Here is a 16,645-nt window from a genome sequence, read left to right as displayed (position 1 = left end):
CGACCCCTTTTCAGTGCCGTTTCCTCCACCGGCTCCTCCAAAAGGGCGCCGACGGTCCACGGACGGACAGAATCTTCGGGTAAACGGTTCGAGCGTGGGGAGATTTTTGGGGGGGCAAGGGTCTCCGGAGACAGGTGAATTCCGGGAAGGAGTTCCGGGAGCGGGGAGGCTTCCGGGGAACGGCCCGGGCTTCGTTCGGAGGAGGTCGGCCCGGCCGGAAGCCCCGCCCCGCCAACACAGGGAAACCGACCCCATCGGAAGCCCCGCCTACGCGGGAAAACCGCACCCCCGGAGCCCGGCCGAGGCGCAACACGGCCGAAAGCCCCGCCCCGCCTATGCGGGAAAGCCGCCCCCGGCCGGAAGCCCCGTCTATGCGGGAAAATCGGCGCGGAAGAGCTCCCAGCCCCGTTCGAGCGTCTCGCGCGGCGCCTCCACCCCGTTCTCCATAAGCGAGATGGCCGCCGCCAGGGGGAGCATCGTCGCCCGGCACGAGGTATCGAGCGGCTCGTCGGCCTTCAGCCCCGTCCGTTCGGCCACGAAGCGGAGGTAGAGGTCGGTGCGGTTCTCCGAGGGCGGGGCCCAGCGGGCAATCATCCCGTCGAGGCTCCCGAGCCCGTAGCGCACACGGTAGGTGTGCAGCAGCACGAAGATGGCCCGGTAGCCCCACTCGAGCGATGCGAACTGCTTGAATTCGGGGTCGCGCGAGGGGCGCACCTCCCCCTTGTAGCGGGTCCGCGAGCGGCGGATGTTGCCCGGATTGCAGTTGCTCATGCCGCGGCTCATCGCACACCTCCCTTCCCGCCGCGGGAGCCCTCGTGCAGCCGACGGTGGAGCACGCGGCGCATGGCCCGGAAAAGGGGCGCATCCGACAACTGGGCGGCATTCTCCAGAAAGGACCACATCTCCACCCCGCAGACGAAGCCCGTCAGCAGGTTGGCCAGACGCAGATGCAGGAAGTCCAGCACGCAGCAGTCCAGCAGCCAGGCCATGCCCACCGAGACCACCACCAGCGAGAGCTTGCGCACGGTGCGCCACGCCTCGCAGCTCTCGAAGTACCACACGCGCCCCTCGCGCCGGGCGGCGGCGCGGTCGGCCGCCACGCCCGTCACGAAGTCGACCCCGATGAAGAGCGTGACGCAGGCCACGAGCGGACCGACGGGGGCGAAGAGCGAGGCGACGGCCGTCAGCGTGCCGCTAATGAATCTGAACAAGGTTTCCATCGATGGTGCAGCGTTTGAAGATGTTTTCGCGGGGTTGGTATTCGGGGTGTTCGCCGGCGTGGGCGTCGAGCCACTCCGACATGCGGTGCAGCAGCGTCCGCGCGCGGCGGCGCAGCGCCCGGAGCCGGGCCGAGCACTGCTCCTCGTCGGCCGGTTCGAAGCAGTCGGAGCGGGGTGCCGTCGAGCCGTAGGGGCCCGTGCGGATGTCGAGCATCGGCTGCACCGAGAGGCGGACGCAGGCCGCCAGCGCCGGGGCGACGTAGTCGTCGAGCAGCTGGGGGTAGCCCCCCTCGCGGAGCCGGTCGCAGAGGGGGCGTCCGACCACCGGGAGCAGGAAGCGCTCCTCGGCGGCCGCGATGTCGGCCTCGGTGACGGCTCCGGGCGGCAGGAATTCGCCCGCATCGAAGGCGAGCTCCGCAACCTGCCGTGCGGTAATGAGCGTATTCATGGTCGTGTGAGGGTTTTACGGAGCCGGGCATCAGTCGATGCTCCGGATGTTGTACTTGGTGATTTCCGAGAGGAACTGCTGCTGGCGCGCATCCCCGGGGTCGTACTCCAGGCCGTCGGCCTTGCGCGCCTCCCACACCTTCATGTAGATGGGTTTCGAGCGGGTTGGCGGGCGGTTGACGATTTCGACCGACGAGGCGTCGAGCCCCAGCACCTCGCCGATGAGCTTGCGCACGGGTTCGAGCAGCTCGGCCTGTTCGCCGAGGATGACCGTGTTGAGCGCCACCTCGTACTCGTGGAGGATGCGCTCGGCGTTGAAGCCCCCGGCGTAGTCCAGGCCGCTCAGCGTCCGGAACCACGAGTGGGCCACGACGATGTCCGAGACGGCCTGCTCGTGGAGCGCCTTCCAGTCGCCCTCGTTCTGCGAGGCGATGGGGATGAACTGCGAGTGGTCCTTCTCGTCGCCCTCCTTGATGACGAACATCACCTGCCCGGGCCGCCCGGCGAACTTGCGTTCGGCCGTGCGCACGATGCGTTCAGCCTCGGCCTCGCTGTCGACCGCGCCGTCGAGCATCATGACGCCCGAGAGCTGGAACGAGTTGTCGAGCCGCGAGATGTTCCAGCGGTCGGTCTTGTAGGCGATGGCCGAGACGTCGAAGCCGGCGATGTAGGGCGGCACGCCGTAGTGGGCGAACGTCGGCTCGTAGTCCTTGTAGTGGACCATGGTGCGCAGCGTGCCGTCCTCCTGCCGCTCGTAGAGGGGGTAGAGGGGCAGCGTGCGCGCCTCCGAGGGGCGGAAGGCGCTCCAGTCGTGGTGGAGCAGCACGTGGGCCGAGTCGCGGGCCAGGCGGCAGCGCGAGGCGTCCTGGTGGTAGAGCGCCAGCAGCGTGTGGCGTTCGTCGGTCACCGCCTCGAGGAAGGCGTTGCCGAAGAGCGCCTTGTCGAGCGCCAGCCGGTTGAGCAGCCCGCGGAGGCTCTCGCCCTGGCCGTTCACCCGCTCGACGAAGGCCTGCAGCAGCGGCGAGGAGGCGTCGCATATGACCCCCTTGCCCGAGATGTAGTCGGCCTTGTCGTTGATGATGCGGCGATGGGTGGTCGAGCGGCGCGCCATGAGGGCCAGCGCCTCGGGGAAGAGGTTGTCGTCGCCCCAGCGCCAGAAGCGGTCGCTCTGGATGCGCCCGCCGCCGAAGAGCGGCTCGGGCTCGCCGCGCCCCGTGACGGCAAGCGCCGTTTTCGGATTGCACTTCTTTTTCTTCATGGTTCAATGTTCAGTCGTTGTGCGGAGGCGGCGGGGCGCCCCCCGAGGGGAGGGCCCCCGCCGTCGGCCGCGGTTGGTCAGGCCTGCTGCCAGGCGTAGGAGAGCATCGTCTCGTCGAGGATGTCGCATCCGGCCATGAAGGTGGCGCGCTGGCGGTTCTCCATCAGGTCGGGGTTGTACCACATGCGGATTTCGGTGCCGGGGAAGTCGGCCGTGTTGACCGCCAGCACCAGGTTGCGGCGGTCGGTCAGCAGGCAGAACGACTTGGGATAGGTCGAGTCGGCGAGGTAGGCACCCAGGCGGACGTCGACCACAGGAATGCCGTGGTAGGCGAGCGTGCGGCGGCCGTTGACCGTGTCGATGTAGGAGGCGTCGGCGCCCTTCGAGTCGAGGTACTTCTCGTAGAGGTGGCAGATGTCCGACGTGGCGAAGAAGGCGAGCTGCCCCTCGGCCTTGAGGTCCTGCAAGCGGCAGTCGGCTTCGTTCCACAGGCGGTCGAAGAGCTCGACGGCATCTTCGGGCGCAGCCAGCTCGGAGGAGGTGTAGGAGAAGGTGTGGATGTCCTCCTCCTCCTCGCTTGCGGCGAAGGCGGTGAGCGCCTTGAGGAAGCCGTCGAAGGTGTTGAGCCCCGCCTCGCCGGCCGAGTCACCCATCCACATCGTCGCGCGGATGCCCTCGGCCACGGCCTGCTTGAAGAGCGTCGTCTCGGCCTGCTCGAGCTCGGTGCCCGTCAGGTCTTCCATGTTGACGTCGGCGCGGGCGGCAATCAGCTCGTAGACCTGCGCGAAGTAGTCGGCGGCCGAGAAGCCCAGTTCGGCCTTCACGCGGCTGAGCTGGATGGTCTTCTGGTAGCGGTGGGCCGTCTCGCCGCCGCTCCAGCCGGCGGCCGTGTACTTCTGGAGGATGTCGCGGCGGCCGTCCCACAACTGGACGGTCGTCGGCACCGGCATGTTGTAGAGGATGCGCACGCCCAGCTCCTGGGCCGAAGGGCCGCTCAGCATCGGACGGAAGAAGATGGTTTCGAGCTCCTGGCCCGTGTACTGCTTGGGGTTTTCGAGAAAACTCATGGCAAACTGTGTTTTTAGATGGTTAAAGGGTTGATTGTTCGTGAGGTGCTTCGGGGGCCGCGCTCCGCGGTAGGCGGCATCCCGGAGTCGCCTTTTTTCAGTTCAGAGAGGGGAAAGTTGACGGAAGAGAAGGGGGGCGTCGGAGGAAGGTCTCCGGCCGGCGGAAGGGACCCCGGGCCTCCGCCGGAGCGGCCGGGAGGGGGGGGGCCGCCGGGCCGGCAGAGGGGTACGACCCGACGCTCCCGCCCGCAAGGGGTCAGCTCTTGGCGAACGAACGGGCATCCTCGGCATAGGCCCGCTCGTTGGCCGTATGGAGCCGCTCGCGGCACGAGGGGTCCTCGACGGGACGCACCCGCGTGAGCTCGACGCGCAGCTGCGCCTCCCGCAGCGCCAGCACCGAGCGCCGCATCGACTGCGGAATGCGCTCCGAGGGCTGCACCGCCGCCGACACAGGAACTGCCGACGTAGGGGTTGCAACAGGACCCTCCGGCGCGGGGGCTGCGGCAGTACCCTCCGAAGCGGGCGCCGCCTCCGACGGGAAGAGCGCCGCAGAGCCTCCTGCTCCGGGTGCCGCCTCCGATGCGGGTGCTGCGGCCGAGGCCTCGGGCAGAACCGGCTCAGCAGAGCCGCCCGGCGCGGGGTGCTGCTCCGCCGGACCGCCCGGCGCCGGATGCTGCGATGCGGAGTGTTGCGGCGCGGCCTTTGCCGCAGCCGTGCGATGCTCCGTCGTGAGGCGCTCCCGCCAGCTGCGGAGCGTCTGCCGCACCCAGCGGACCAGTCCCTCGGGCAGTCCGCTCCGCCGCGGCCCGCCGCCGAAGGCTTCACCGCCCGCAGCAGCCACGGCCGAGCCCGCAGCCGCATCCGAGCCGGAGCCGTCAGCGCCGTCGGGACCGTCGGAGCCGTCGGAGCCGTCGAAGCCGTAGAGCTCCTCACCCCCGGCGGCACTCCCCTCCGAGGGGTTGCCTACCTCGGCGCCGATGACGCGGTCGGCCAGCCCCGCCTCCACCGCCTCCTCGGGCGAGAGCCAGCGTCCCGAGCCGTTGTTCTCGGCCATCAGCGCCGCAAATTCGGCAGCCGGACGGCCCGAACGGACGGCATAGATTTCGGCCAGCCGCTCGTCGGTCTTGCGCAGCAGCCCGATGCGGGCCTCAAGCTCGGCGACGTTGCCCTCGACCGAGCACTCCGAGTTGTGAATCAGGTAGAGCGCCCCGGCGGCAATCTCGCGCCGCCCCTCGGAGGCGGCCTGCGCAATGAGCGTCGCGGCCGAGGCCGTGTAGCCGTAGCAGCGGGTGGTGATGCGTCCCGGCAGGGTGCGCAGCGCGTCGTAAATCAGCAGCGCGTCGTTCACGTCGCCGCCCGTCGAGCGAATCGAGACCACCACCTCGGCAGCCTCCAGCGCGGCGATGCGCGCCGCGGCGGCCCGGAACCGCTCGTAGGTGGCCACCCGCGCTCCGGGGTCGTCGAACTGCCACTCCTCCGGCACGCCGATGTTGCCTTCGATGTCGATGTAGCAGACGTCGGCGCTGTTTCTAATCCGAATTTCCGATTTCATCATGGTTACTTTTGAAAGTTTGATAATAACAGTTGCGTACCTTTCCATAGGAGCAGGCGAGCTCCACGGCCACGGCCTCCATCGCCTCGCAGCACCCCGCACCCGCGGCGATGCGCCGCTCGACCTCTTCGCGGAGCAGCCACCGCTCGCAGGCCCCGCGGGCGACCAGCCCCCGCGCAAGCAGACGCCGCGCCGCCTCCTCGGGGCTCCGTCCGCGGAGCTCCCGGGCGAGCATCCCCACCAGCCGTTCCTCACCGCTCATCGCAGGCCGTCCTCCATCAGACGGATGAAGCGGCAGCGGGCCGACGACCGCTCGGGGTCGTAGCGCTCGACGGCCTCGAGGATGGCGACCACCTCGCCCGCGCCCGTATCCAGGCGGAAGCGCGAGCGGATGTCGGGCATCCCCGTCCCGGGGGTGAACAACGCCGCATATTCGTGGGGTTCGAGCCTCAGCGTGAGGGTGATGCGCTGGCGGAGGTCCTCGATTTCGCTCTGGGCGAGGTAGCGGCTGCGCAGCCCCTCGGCCCCCTCCAGGTCGCCGAAGGTGAGCGTGAAGGGCTCCGTCTCGTCATCGCCCGCATGGTTGAAGGCCGCCAGCGGGTACTCGGCCTGCTCGTAGGGGAATCCCCACCGCTCGCCCTCGGGCAGCGAGTGGAGGCCGCAGTAGCGCACCACCGTGGGGGCGATGTTGCCGTCGGGCACCTCGGCGTCGCGGTCGCCCACCTGGAGCAGCGAGGCCGAGGCGGCATTGGCGTAGTAACCCTTCACGCTGAAGACCGGTGCAAAGAGGGGGTTGCGCAGCCGCTCCTCACCCATCTTCGTGGCCCGGCTGGTCATCTCGTAGCTCCAGGCGCCGAACTCCTCGCCCGACTCCTCGTCGGCTCGGGCCACGGCCCCCTCGGCGGCGGCGTAGCACCACGTGCGCCGCTCGTGGAATCCGGGCGAGAGCTCCTCGAACTCGACCGGCTCCGAGAAGTCGGTCCGCGAGCGCCAGTCGGCATCGGGCCCCGCGCCGTAGAAGTCGTCGGCCGGTTCAATCCAGACCCGCCGCGAGGGCTCCTCGGTGAAGAAGCGCAGGTTGAAGAGGTGTCCGACGGCCTGCAGCAGCTCCATCTGCCGCACCTCGTGGCGCGCCACGTCGCCGAATTCGAGCAGCTCGTCGTAGCCGGGACGTCCTGAGAAGAGGGGGCGCATCGAGCACTCCTTGTCGAGCGTGAGGGTCATTCCCGGCTCGGCGCCCTGGAAGAAGATTGTGTCGAAGCGCACGGGCGAGGTGGGCGAAGCGGTGACGGGCGTCGAGCTCACCCGCAGCTCGACGGTCGTGGTGCCCCGCTCCTCGAGGTAGCCGTCGTAGAGCGCCCAGTCGAGCGTGTACTCTATCCAGACGTTCAGACCCCGGCGCATGAGCATGGGGTTCGAGAAGGAGCCGGTCGGAGGGGTGGAGACCTTGGCCGTGCGGCCCGAGAATTCGCACCAGGTCTGCGACTTGCCCCCGGTGACGTAGGTGAGCCGGTACTCGGCCCCCTCCTTGTGGCCGAAGACTACCACCAGATACTCGTAGTTGGGGCTCAGGTTGTTGCGCCGGTCCACAAAGCGGTTGGCCAGCGAGAACTGCAGCCGGCTCCCCGTCCCCAGGTAGAGCGAATCGAAGCCCGTGAGGCGGTTGCGGTCCAGAATCCGGTGCTCGGTCGTGTAGCGGAGGAAGTATTCGAAGCCGACGGTCACCTCGCTCAGGGGGCGGAAGACGATGCCGCCATCCTCCTGGCGGAAGCAGCCGCCGTTGTTGAAGAGCTGCTCGCCCAGCGGCTCGCCGTCCTCGTCGACGCTCTGCGGCTGGGCCGTCTCGACGATGTTGCCCACGCTGTACTGCGTGCGGTAGGGGTCGGCGTAGACCCGTCCCAGGGAGTCGGCCTGCGCCCGGGCGGTGCTGAGGCGGCGGGCGAAGAAGCCCATGCGCTTCTGCAGGAGCGAGGTGTCGTGCGAGGTGTAGGCGCCGCTCATGTAGAGCGAGCGGAAGAACTCCGATTCGAGGAAGCGGCTCTCGACCGTGTAGCCCGCCCCGGTGAAGATGGCCTCGACCATCGGGGCCAGCTGCAGGAAGGGGTGGTAGTCGTCCACCGAGAGGAGCCGCTCGGCGGGATAGAGCCCCGTTCCGGAGCTCTGCTTGGGGTAGTCGTCGCGCACCACGGGGAAGAACTTCACCGCCGAGGAGTCGCTCCATCCGGCGCAGATGTCGACCGGCGTGAGCTGCATGCGGAAGGAGACGGGCAGCGTCCGGAGCATTCCCAGCGCGGCGCTGCGGGCCCACTGCGGCGCCCCGTCGCGCAGCTCGAGGCGGTAGCCCTCGGGGCCGCACGAGAGCAGGCGCGCCGTACCGCTGAAGAGGAGCGCCCCCTTCCACTCGATGTCGACGCGGCGCGTGGTGAGGTTGAAGGTGCGCGTACCCTGCGGCGCATAGGCGTCGCCCAGCAGGCGGTCGTTGCGCGGCGAGCGGGGCAGCAGCAGCTCCATGGAGGAGCCCTCGCGGGCGGTCGCCGGGTCGGCAAGCGCCGCGGCATCGAATCCGGGGCGGAGCTGCGGCGTACCGTTCAGGTCGCAGGGCTGGTCATCGATACGGATTTCGGAACTCATAGCGCAACCTCCTTACGGGTGGGACGAATCGCAACCTCGAGCGCGTCGTAGGTGCCGTGGTGGTTGATTTCCACCTCGCTGGTGACCACGTCGACGGGCAGGTACTCCTCCCCGCAGAGCAGCCAGGCCTGCGACGAGGAGACGATGCCGGCGAGCGCCTCCATCACCTCCTCCCGCTCGAAGGCCGAGCGGAGCGTCACGAGGCGCTCCGAGGTGATACGCACCACCTCGTGGCCCGCGGCGCCGTAGACGCGCTCCTTGACCGTCTGCTTGGCCACGACCGTCTCGAAGGGGAAGGTGTAGTGCTCGACGGAGCCCGCCGCGCTGCGCCACGCCAGACGGCGGCTTCCGTGGGGTGCCGGCGCCACGGAGTAGGTCACCGTGCCCCACTCGCCCGCCTCGACCGTCACGCGCACCGTCTCTTCGGACAGGTCGTTCATGTTGAGCCGGAAGAGCTGCCAGCCGCCGTGCGTCGAGAGGTAGCTGCTGCTCTCGGTCCGCTCGCCCCCCATATGGGCCGTCACCGTCACGCGGAGGGGCTCTTCGGCAAAGAGGGTGAGCTCCTCGCACTCGACGGGGGAGATGAGGCGGCAGAGGGGCATCGTCGTCCGCAGCCCGGGGGCCACGGCCTTGCCGGCCTCCTGCGCCGAGACCCCGCCCACGGGCAGGAAGAGGAGGGCGTCGGAGCGGGCATCGTCGGCCCGCACCACAATCTGAACCGTCCGGACCTCGTCGTCGAAGAATCCGGTCGACCCCGCGGCGGGGGTGAAGCAGGCCTGCGGGCGGAGCATGGGGGCGATGTCGGCCGACCCGCCGAAGCAGCGGGCATAGCGCCGCGTGGCGAGGGTGTTGCCCGTCCGAGCATCGAGCAGCTGCAGAAGATGGTCTTCGGCCTCGCCGCTCACATCATCGAGTTCGAAGATGCAGCGCAGTTCGCCGCCGAGCGGCGCATTGTTTTCGGGAAGTTGCGTAAACTGTATCATATCGCGTGGTGTGTTGGTTTTTCGGGATAGGGTGCAGATGGGGTCCGGGGAAGGGCGCCGGGTTGGACCCGGGGGGGGTCGGGGGGTCGGGCGCCGGGGGTTGAGCATCGAGCTTTGGACGCCGGGTTGGACGCCGGGGTTGGGCCCGGGGTTGGGCGCCGGGGTTTGGGCCCGGGGCGGGAGAACGGGTGGGGCGGCCGAAGAGGCGGCCTGGGCAGTTAGGCGGGCGGACGGTCGGGTGGGCGGCAGGGCGGCCGAACGGAAGGGTGAAAGAGTGGAAGGGATGGCAAGGCCGGACTGAAAAAGATGGTAATGGTAAAGGTCCCGGCCCGTCCGGGTCTCGATCCGTCAAGGGTTCGTTCGGACAACCCCTCCGGTCAGCCAAAGGGCCCGTCAAGGGTCCGGTCCGTCCGAGCCTCGGCCCGCCGGAGTTCCTTCCCGAGAGAGTCGCACCCCGTCAAGTCCCGACCCGCCCGAGTCTCGGCCTGTCGAGGGTTCGTTCGGTCCCTCCCCCGGTCAGCCAAAGGGCTGTTCCGTCAAGGTCTCGGCCCGTCGAGGGTTCGTTCGGTCACCCTCCCCCGGTCAGCAAAGGGCCGTTCCGTCAAGGTCCCGGCTCATCCGGGGCTCGGCCCGTCAAGTCCCGACCCGCCCGAGCCTCGGCCCGCCGGAGTTCCTCCCCGAGAGAGTCGCACCCCGTCAAGGTCCGGCCCGCCCGGGTCTCGGCCTGTCAAGGGTTCGTTCGGTCACCCTCCCCCGGTCAGCCTAAGGGCCGTTCCATCAAGGTCCCGGCTCATCCGGGGCTCGGCCCGTCAAAGGTCCGGTCCGCCCGAGCCTCGGCCCGCCGGAGTTCCTCCCCGGGAGGGTCGCCCCACCCCTCCACGTCAGGGTCCCCACCGCACCTTTTCCCCTTTCCTCCCCCTTCATGTCCTCCTCCTCTCCTCTACCGCTCCGGCGCCTCTTACCCCTCCGACGCCCCGCCCCTCCATCCTGCGTTCCGGTGCGGCTGAGCCGCAGGGGCCGCGATTCGACCGCCGGGGGTGGAATCGCCCGAGCCAAGATGTGGAACGGGATTTCGGGTGCGGAGCGGAGAGCTGCCGCCGCGTCGGGGGCTCCGTTGCCGAGGCCTCCGGGTAGCCGGCCGGAGCCGACGCCGGGCAGACAGACATCCCGGGAAAGGGGGGGGGAGAGGCATCCCGGAAAAGGAAAAACAAAGAGCAGGAAAGGGTTTTCGAGCAGAAGGGGCCGAAACCGGCGAAGCGGCGAAGCGGCAGAGCCGCGAAGGGAAGACCGGTGGAGCAATGCCGCTGTACAGAGATGAAACGGAGCAGCGGTAAAGCGGTGCCGCGGTAAAGCGGGAAAAAGACAGAGATGCTTCGGTGCAACAGAGAAGCGGTACAGCGAAAAGCAGGACGGCAATGCTGTGGCACGGCGGGAAAACGGCGGAGCGATGCAAATAAAACGGTGCTGCGGTGAGCGGTGCAGCGGGAAACCGGGTAGCGGTGCGGCTGTGAACCGATGGAACAATGCTGCGGCGCGGCTGTAAACCGGAGCGGCGGTGCGCCCGAGGGGGAGGGAAGTGTCGACAATGTGTCGATAAAGTGTCGAAAGCTGTTGAAATGGGTTGATAACTTCGGCCGTAACTCTATGAATCAACCGATTGGCGATGTTGATAACCTCCCGAACGGAGGCGGCCGACTGTGGATTACACGGCAAATATACAACCCCGACACCCCCCTTGTCAAGAGGTCGGGCAAGATTTTCTCGAAAATGTGGAATAAACTTCCGATTTTTGCTTACCTTTGCGTGTTGAACCAATTGCTCACAACCCATGGATGATGGTCACAGTACCCCATATCGCCGTAGCGTCGTATCCCGACGCGCTCCCCTTCATCTATGGCATCCGGCACGCTCCTGACTTCCGCGTCGGCGAGCTGCTGGCGGCTACACCGGAGCGCTGCGCCGAACTCTTTGCCGAACGGGAGACCGACCTGGCCCTCGTTCCGGCCGCCCTCGTGCCCGACCTTCACGACGCCGACATCGTCACCGAATACTGCGTCGGAGCCACCGGCCCGTCGCGCTCGGCGCTGCTGCTGAGCAACGACCCCCCGCGCGAACTCCGTCGCCTCTTCCTCGACCCCCAGTCGCCCACGGCCGCCCATCTGGCCGCCTACCTGCTGGGCAAGCGCTGGGGACTCACCCCCAAATATGTTCCGCTCGACGACTCCGAGCTGCTCTTCCGCGTCGAAACGGGCGACGGCTTCGTGCTGGGCGGAGGCAAGGCCGCCGACGCCGAGGGGCTCTTCACCCACGTGACCGACCTCACGGGCGAGTGGTGCGCCACCGAGCAGCTGCCCGTGGCGCTGGGCGTCTGGGTCGCCCGCAAGGGGACCGACCTGCTCCAAATCGAGGCGCTGGAGTATGCCCTCACCTTCGGACTGGAGCACACCTTCGAGGCGGTGCGCGAATCGGTTCCCGACGAGGCGCTGCTCGAAATCTACGAACATCTCTCCTCGGAGGTCGACTACCTGTTCGACCTCGAGAAACACAAGGCTCTCAAACGATTGTGGTCCTCCGGCGTGAAGAACGCGCTGCGGACCAATCCCGGCTGAAGGTAGCAACGGGTGCCGCCTGAGCACCGCCCGATTTGCCGATACGGATTACGCAATTTCTAAACGGGAGCCACAATGATTACCATCTACCTCAAGCAATACAACAAAATCATCCGCAACGCCGACACCAAGCTCTTCGACGACCTGGGTTACGACGACATTCTGTGGATTGACATGCTGTTGCCGACCATCAAGGAGCAGAAGGCCGTGGAGAACTTCATGGAAATCAGCCTCCAGACCAAACAGCAGGTCGAGGAGATTGAGTCGACGTCGAAGTACTCCGAGACGGAAAACGCCATCATCTCCAACTCCAACTTCTTCGTTCCGACGGGGGAGTCGTTCCTCGTCGAGCCCGTCTCGTTCATCATCTCCAACGAGGGCGTGCTGGTCTCGGTGCGCAACGCCGAGTTCCGCACCTTCCGCGAGACGGAGAAGCGGCTGCAGATGAACTACCGCAGCTACTCGACGGGCTACCACGTCTTCATCTCGCTGCTCGAGGTGCGCATCGACTTCGACGCCGACCTGGTCGAGCTGGTCTCCAAGCAGGTAGGCACCCTCTCGAAGGACATCAATTCGGAGGATGCCATCGACAAGGCGGTGCTGCACCGCATCAGCGCCCTGCAGGAGAGCACCATGTCGCTGCGCGAGAACATCTTCGACCGCCAGCGCGTCCTCTCGGGCATTCTGCGCTCGGAACGCTTCCCGAGCGATATCTACCCGCGGCTGCAGCTGATGATTAAGGACGTCAACTCGCTCATCAACCACGCCGACTTCAGCTTCCAGAGACTCGACTACATCCAGGATGCGGCGCTGGGTCTGATTAACATCGAGCAGAACGAAATCGTCAAGATATTCTCGGTGGCGGCCGTCATCTTCATGCCCGCGACGCTCATCGCCTCCATCTACGGCATGAACTTCAAGTTCATGCCCGAGATGAGCTGGGACTACGGCTACCTCTTCGCGCTGGCGCTCATGGTGCTCTGCTCAGCGCTGACGATTCTCTTCTTCCGCTTCAAGAAGTGGCTGTAGAGAGCCGAACCGAACAGACGAGGGACCCGTCGTGCGACGGGTCCCTCGTCTGTTTTTGTCTCTTCGTTTGTCTGTTTGGCCAGTCGTTGGCCGGCTGCTCCGCCGACCGTTTGCCGACATCCCGCCTGTTTTGTCCGGTTTTCAAGCTGTTCAGCAGGTCGTTGGCCGGTCGTTCCACGGGCTGTTCTCCGGCCGCTCGCCGATTTTGTCTGTCGGGCCTGCTCCGTCGGGTCCGTCGGGTCCATTGGTCCGTTGGTCCGTAGGGTCCATTGGCGCCGGAGGGGGTCCGTTGATGCCCGCACCCTGCCGCGGCCTGCGCCCTCTGCCTGCATCGAGGCGGCGGAAAAGCGTGCCGCCGCCCGGTTTAGCCCCGGACGAAAAATACACCCGACCCGAACCTCCGGCCCGGATGCCGACAACGGTTCCTCTCCGCACTCAAAACCCGCTTGCGCAGACCTTCTCCGCCCGGAACATCCCCGCACAGGCTGCTCCCTCTCAGGCCGCCTTCACTCTGGCCGCCCACTTCGGACGCACTTCTGCAGACCGCTACGCCCAGGACGCTCCGTTCCGGACGCACTTCTGCAGACCGCTACGCCCAGAACGCTCCGCTCCGGACGCACTTCTGCAGACCGCTACGCCCAGAACGCTCCGCTCCGGACGCACTTCTGCAGACCGCTACGCCCAGAACGCTCCGCTCCGGACGCACTCTTTCGGGCCGCCCCGCTCAGGCTGCCCCGTTCAGGCCGTCCCCGCTCAGGCGGGAAACTCCTCGGGATGGCTCTTGACGTAGCCGAGCAGCATCGCCTCGTAGTTCTCGTCGAGCGACTGATACTCCGTCTGCAGCGCGTCGATTTTCGCCTCGTCCTCCTCCGTGGCATGCTCGCAGCAGGGGGACTCGATGCCCTCCAGCACGCGGCGCGCCCGCTCGACGATGTCGGCACGGCGCACCGCACCCAGCTCGCGGAAGTAGCGCACGGCCGGCTCCAGCAGATGGGCGTGGCGGTTGTAGCAGAGGCCGAAGAAGCCGCATTCGCGCACCTCGTCCTCGACCACCCGCGTCACGTAGAAGAGCCGCTCGCCGTGGGTCAGCCCCTCGGGACAACCCCGCTCGTTGCAGATGCCCTTCTCCTCGAGCGAGCTCCAGATGCGGTCGTAGAGCGCCTCGCCCTCCTGCGACTCGGTCTCGGCCCCCGGCTCGGAGCGATGTCCCTCATGACAAAGTTTTTCGAAAAAGTTCCACATGGTCAGTTATTTTTGACGGGTCAGAAACGGCTGCTGCACACGCCCTTGCGGAGGTAGGATAGCTCTCCGGCAGAGACCTACGCCCGGTCGAACATCCCTTCCCGAAGGAGGGGCTCCATCCCGACGTCAGGCCTCGCCCTGCCGGCAGTCCCCGCCCCGACGGATGTTTTTCTCCTTTCTCCCGAGCGAAGCCCTCTTCCCGGCGGCGTTTTTCTCATCGGCCGAAGCCTTTTCTCCGGCAGTGCTCTCCTTCCCCGGCCGGAGCCTTCGCCCGACCCTCGGGCCGGCAAGGTGCGGCACCCGGTACGGCGTCATCGCAGCGCATTTCCAAACAAATTTACGAAATTCCTGCAAAAACCGTACTCCGCACCCCCTCCGAATTGCACCTCCACCCCCATTTTTTGCCGCCGCCGGCTCCCCGCCCGCTCCGCCACACCCCGATTCACTCCGAAGCCCCCTTCTCCGGCAACACCCGACCCGTCCAGCCCGCCTCCTTCGCCTGCACCCCGTCTACGCCCTCCGGAGCACCCGCATCGTCCGCCCGCAACCCGCCCACATCGCTCACCTCTTCCCGATACCCGGCATCCAGCCTCCTCCCCGATGCCGCCGAAACTCCTCTCCGCCCACTCCCCGCCTTCCGCCGCCACATTCGTCTCCTCCTCCTGCCGGAACCACACCCCGACTCGCCCCCGCCCCCGCCGTCTCTCCTGCCGTCTTCCCCATCACCGCCCCCCCCCGCAGCAGCCCACCGACCGGGTGGCCGGCCAATGCCCCCTCCGTCGCCTTTCCGCCTCCCGCCCTTCTCTGCGTCGCCATCCTTTCTCCCGCCGCCTTCCGCCGTCACCACCGTCGTCTCCCCCTCCTCCCGCCGTCGCCGGCTCCTCACCTCCCCCGCCACGGCGCCCCCTCCGCACCCCCTTCTTTCAAAGAAAGAAGAGCCGACGCGGCCCTTATTCCCGACAAAATCGCTATCTTTGCAAAATATGGACGGCCCACCGGCAAAAAACGCGCGCAAGCGTGGCCTTTTGCCCGCGCCTTTTCGTATATTTGCACACTTGTATCCGCGTCATGCTCGAAAAACTGGCTAAACAGACCGCCGTCTACGGCATCAGCACCATCGTGGTGCGGTTCCTGAGCTACCTGCTCACGCCCTACTATACACGCATCTTCGGGCAGGAGACCTACGGCATCGTCACCGATGTCTACGCCCTCATCCCGCTGGCCCTCACCCTCCTGACGATGGGCATGGAGTCGAGCTACTTCCGCTTCTCGGCCAAGGCCGAGGAGGCCGGCGGCGACGTACAGGGCGCCAAGCGCCGGCTCTTCGCCACCACGTGGGGCGCCACCTCGCTGGCCGCCGTGCTCTTCTTCGCCCTCATCCTGCTCTTCCGCCAGGGCATCTCCGCCGCCATGGGCCCGGCCTACGCCGCCCATCCCGACTACATCGTCTGGGTGGGGCTCATCATCCTCTTCGACGTCTCGGCCTGCATCCCCTTCTCGCGGCTGCGCGAACAGGGGCGCGCCATGACCTTCGTGGCCATCAAGGCGCTCAACGTGGTGCTCAACGTCGCCCTGGCCTTCGCCTTCGGCATGGCGGGGCTCTTCGCCACGGAGTTCGGCGTGGGGTGGGTCTTCGTGGCCAACCTCGCGGCCAGCGTGGTGACCTGGTGCGTCATCCTCCTCACCACCGACCGCGTCCTTCCGCGCATCGACCGCCGCCTGCTGACGGCCGTCTTCGCCTACTCGCTGCCGCTGCTGGTGGGCGGACTGGCCGGCACGGCCAACGAGTTCATCGACCGCCAGCTCATCAAGTACCTCGTCCCCGAGGGGGCGATGGCCCAGCTGGGCGTCTACGGCGCCATCACCAAGATTGCCGTGGTGATGATGCTCTTCTACCAGATGTACCGCCTGGCGGCCGAGCCCTTCTTCCTCTCGAACTTCCGCAAGTCGGAGTTCGTCGCCATGAACGCCGCGGCACTCAAGTACTACGTCATGGCCTCGATGCTCATCTTCCTGGGCATCGCCCTCTTCCGCGACCTCTTCGCGCTGATTGTGGGGCGTGACTTCCGCGAGGGCATCTACATCCTGCCCGTCGTGCTGGGGGCCAACGTGCTGACGGGCGTCTGGCTCAACCTCTCGTTCTGGTACAAGCGCGAGGAGCGCACCTCGCTGGCCATCGTCGTCACGGGGACGGGCCTCGTGGCGATGCTCTGCTTCGGGTGGCTGATGATTCCCCGCTGGGGCTACTTCGGGGCGGCCTGGGCGCGGCTGGCCAGCGAAACGGCGATGGTGGCCGTCAGCTGGTGGCTCAACCGCCGCTTCTTCCCCACGCCCTACGACTGGCGGCGCATGGGCGAGTATGTCGTCACGGCCCTCGCGCTCTTCTTCGTCTGCGAGCGGGCCGGGGTCGTCCTGGACAATATTTGGTTGAGCTATGCGTTTAACATAGTGGCATTTGCGGGCTATGCGGCCTACCTCGTACGGCGCGAGCACATCGACCTGAAGGCGATGCTCCGCTCGGCGCTTCACCGCCGGTAGCCGGGGGGGGCAGGAAGGGGAGAGCCGGCCCCGCAACGAAACAACGAAACAACGAAACAAGGAACAGAA

The 16,645-nt window shown here is 67.2% G+C and carries 13 protein-coding genes; 3 read left to right on the top strand and 10 right to left on the bottom strand.

What is annotated here, in order from left to right; translation table 11 throughout:
- Positions 1 to 369 precede the first annotated feature (369 nt).
- From C8267_RS09615 to C8267_RS09575, 9 genes are all read right to left on the bottom strand, one after another.
- Positions 370 to 783 carry a structural protein P5 gene (locus C8267_RS09615; RefSeq protein ID WP_106634469.1) on the bottom strand — a complete coding sequence of 138 codons (414 nt, stop codon included), beginning with the start codon at positions 781 to 783 and terminating at the stop codon, positions 370 to 372.
- Positions 780 to 1,220: a phage holin family protein gene (locus C8267_RS09610; RefSeq protein WP_087362760.1), complete on the bottom strand. Its 441-nt coding sequence runs from the start codon at positions 1,218 to 1,220 to the stop codon at positions 780 to 782. The genes C8267_RS09615 and C8267_RS09610 overlap by 4 nt, the downstream gene beginning before the upstream one ends.
- Entirely contained in the window at positions 1,195 to 1,668 is a 474-nt protein-coding gene (locus C8267_RS09605) for a DUF6712 family protein (protein WP_106634468.1), read from the bottom strand. The genes C8267_RS09610 and C8267_RS09605 overlap by 26 nt, the downstream gene beginning before the upstream one ends.
- 30 nt (positions 1,669 to 1,698) lie before the next feature.
- On the bottom strand, positions 1,699 to 2,925 hold the full coding sequence (locus tag C8267_RS09600) for a phage portal protein (RefSeq protein ID WP_087362762.1): 1,227 nt from the start codon (positions 2,923 to 2,925) through the stop codon (positions 1,699 to 1,701).
- A 77-nt stretch (positions 2,926 to 3,002) separates the two neighbouring features.
- Positions 3,003 to 3,992 carry a hypothetical protein gene (locus C8267_RS09595; protein WP_087362763.1) on the bottom strand — a complete coding sequence of 330 codons (990 nt, stop codon included), beginning with the start codon at positions 3,990 to 3,992 and terminating at the stop codon, positions 3,003 to 3,005.
- A gap of 256 nt (positions 3,993 to 4,248) precedes the next feature.
- Entirely contained in the window at positions 4,249 to 5,547 is a 1,299-nt protein-coding gene (locus C8267_RS11180) for an ATP-dependent Clp protease proteolytic subunit (protein ID WP_442778182.1), read from the bottom strand.
- On the bottom strand, positions 5,522 to 5,806 hold the full coding sequence (locus tag C8267_RS09585) for a hypothetical protein (RefSeq protein WP_087362765.1): 285 nt from the start codon (positions 5,804 to 5,806) through the stop codon (positions 5,522 to 5,524). The genes C8267_RS11180 and C8267_RS09585 overlap by 26 nt, the downstream gene beginning before the upstream one ends.
- Positions 5,803 to 8,175: a hypothetical protein gene (locus C8267_RS09580; protein WP_106634466.1), complete on the bottom strand. Its 2,373-nt coding sequence runs from the start codon at positions 8,173 to 8,175 to the stop codon at positions 5,803 to 5,805. The genes C8267_RS09585 and C8267_RS09580 overlap by 4 nt, the downstream gene beginning before the upstream one ends.
- A complete protein-coding gene (locus tag C8267_RS09575) occupies positions 8,172 to 9,158 on the bottom strand; it encodes a hypothetical protein (protein ID WP_106634465.1) in 987 nt (328 codons plus the stop codon). Before C8267_RS09575 ends, C8267_RS09580 begins: the two co-directional genes overlap by 4 nt.
- A 1,832-nt stretch (positions 9,159 to 10,990) precedes the next feature.
- Here C8267_RS09575 and C8267_RS09565 point away from each other — a divergent pair.
- Positions 10,991 to 11,767, top strand: a complete 777-nt coding sequence (locus C8267_RS09565) for an MqnA/MqnD/SBP family protein (protein WP_087362007.1) — start codon at positions 10,991 to 10,993, stop codon at positions 11,765 to 11,767.
- A 75-nt stretch (positions 11,768 to 11,842) separates the two neighbouring features.
- Positions 11,843 to 12,796, top strand: coding sequence for a magnesium/cobalt transporter CorA (corA, locus tag C8267_RS09560; protein WP_087362006.1), 954 nt, complete (start codon positions 11,843 to 11,845; stop codon positions 12,794 to 12,796).
- A 753-nt stretch (positions 12,797 to 13,549) separates the two neighbouring features.
- Here corA and C8267_RS09555 read toward each other — a convergent pair.
- Positions 13,550 to 14,038, bottom strand: coding sequence for a DMP19 family protein (locus tag C8267_RS09555; protein ID WP_087362005.1), 489 nt, complete (start codon positions 14,036 to 14,038; stop codon positions 13,550 to 13,552).
- Between the two features lie 1,068 nt (positions 14,039 to 15,106).
- On the opposite strand from C8267_RS09555, the gene C8267_RS09540 reads away from it, so the two are divergent.
- Complete coding sequence (locus C8267_RS09540) at positions 15,107 to 16,576, top strand: oligosaccharide flippase family protein (RefSeq protein ID WP_087362002.1); 1,470 nt, start codon at positions 15,107 to 15,109, stop codon at positions 16,574 to 16,576.
- The last annotated feature ends 69 nt before the right edge of the window (positions 16,577 to 16,645 follow it).

The organism is Alistipes sp. Marseille-P5061, from assembly GCF_900290115.1.
Lineage (GTDB): Bacteria > Bacteroidota > Bacteroidia > Bacteroidales > Rikenellaceae > Alistipes > Alistipes excrementigallinarum.
The sequence above is the reverse complement of the archived record's forward strand: the minus strand, read 5'-3'. Positions and strand labels throughout refer to the sequence as shown.

Bases quoted from the DNA above. Each gene is read 5' to 3' on its own strand.
- C8267_RS09615 (WP_106634469.1), bottom strand. From the start codon at position 783: ATGAGCCGCGGCATGAGCAACTGCAATCCGGGCAACATCCGCCGCTCG.
- C8267_RS09610 (WP_087362760.1), bottom strand. From the start codon at position 1,220: ATGGAAACCTTGTTCAGATTCATTAGCGGCACGCTGACGGCCGTCGCC.
- C8267_RS09605 (WP_106634468.1), bottom strand. From the start codon at position 1,668: ATGAATACGCTCATTACCGCACGGCAGGTTGCGGAGCTCGCCTTCGAT.
- C8267_RS09600 (WP_087362762.1), bottom strand. From the start codon at position 2,925: ATGAAGAAAAAGAAGTGCAATCCGAAAACGGCGCTTGCCGTCACGGGG.
- C8267_RS09595 (WP_087362763.1), bottom strand. From the start codon at position 3,992: ATGAGTTTTCTCGAAAACCCCAAGCAGTACACGGGCCAGGAGCTCGAA.
- C8267_RS11180 (WP_442778182.1), bottom strand. From the start codon at position 5,547: ATGATGAAATCGGAAATTCGGATTAGAAACAGCGCCGACGTCTGCTAC.
- C8267_RS09585 (WP_087362765.1), bottom strand. From the start codon at position 5,806: ATGAGCGGTGAGGAACGGCTGGTGGGGATGCTCGCCCGGGAGCTCCGC.
- C8267_RS09580 (WP_106634466.1), bottom strand. From the start codon at position 8,175: ATGAGTTCCGAAATCCGTATCGATGACCAGCCCTGCGACCTGAACGGT.
- C8267_RS09575 (WP_106634465.1), bottom strand. From the start codon at position 9,158: ATGATACAGTTTACGCAACTTCCCGAAAACAATGCGCCGCTCGGCGGC.
- C8267_RS09565 (WP_087362007.1), top strand. From the start codon at position 10,991: ATGATGGTCACAGTACCCCATATCGCCGTAGCGTCGTATCCCGACGCG.
- corA (WP_087362006.1), top strand. From the start codon at position 11,843: ATGATTACCATCTACCTCAAGCAATACAACAAAATCATCCGCAACGCC.
- C8267_RS09555 (WP_087362005.1), bottom strand. From the start codon at position 14,038: ATGTGGAACTTTTTCGAAAAACTTTGTCATGAGGGACATCGCTCCGAG.
- C8267_RS09540 (WP_087362002.1), top strand. From the start codon at position 15,107: ATGCTCGAAAAACTGGCTAAACAGACCGCCGTCTACGGCATCAGCACC.